Origin of the sequence: Paraferrimonas sp. SM1919, from assembly GCF_010993985.1 — a bacterium.
GTDB lineage: Bacteria > Pseudomonadota > Gammaproteobacteria > Enterobacterales > Shewanellaceae > SM1919.
In genome coordinates this window covers 498-859 of record NZ_WINH01000075.1, presented here as the reverse complement: position 1 = coordinate 859, position 362 = coordinate 498, and the positions used below count along the sequence as shown (strand labels likewise).

Annotated in this window: 1 protein-coding gene; it reads right to left on the bottom strand. The window is 59.1% G+C overall.

Translation table 11 applies throughout. The features are described 5' to 3' along the window. Positions 1 to 362: hypothetical protein (locus GFB48_RS17220; protein ID WP_163938713.1), on the bottom strand; the 362-nt coding region annotated here is incomplete at both ends.

Here is a 362-nt window from a genome sequence, read left to right as displayed (position 1 = left end):
AGGTCGCGGACCATATCAAGCTGCTCTTTTTCCTCACGCGCAGCTTGAGCGCGCTGTTCGGCGTCTGCTTTGGCTGCCAGTAGGCGCTGCGACTGCTCGGCAAGCTCTTGTCGTCCCTTCGCAAACTCGTCGTCGCTTGCGCGATGAAGTGTCACTGTGTCGCCAGTCGGACCACCGCGCAGCGTCAGGAGACCACCTTTGAACGTGCCCGCAAGTTGCACGGACGATGCGAGCAAGGCCTGGGGCTTCAATGAGATGCTGATGGATTCGCCATTGATAGCGCCCGTCACTGGCGCGTTGAGGTAGACCAATTTTCCGCTCTTGTCGATGGACGCGGTATCTAGTTGACCGGTGAGGTGCTT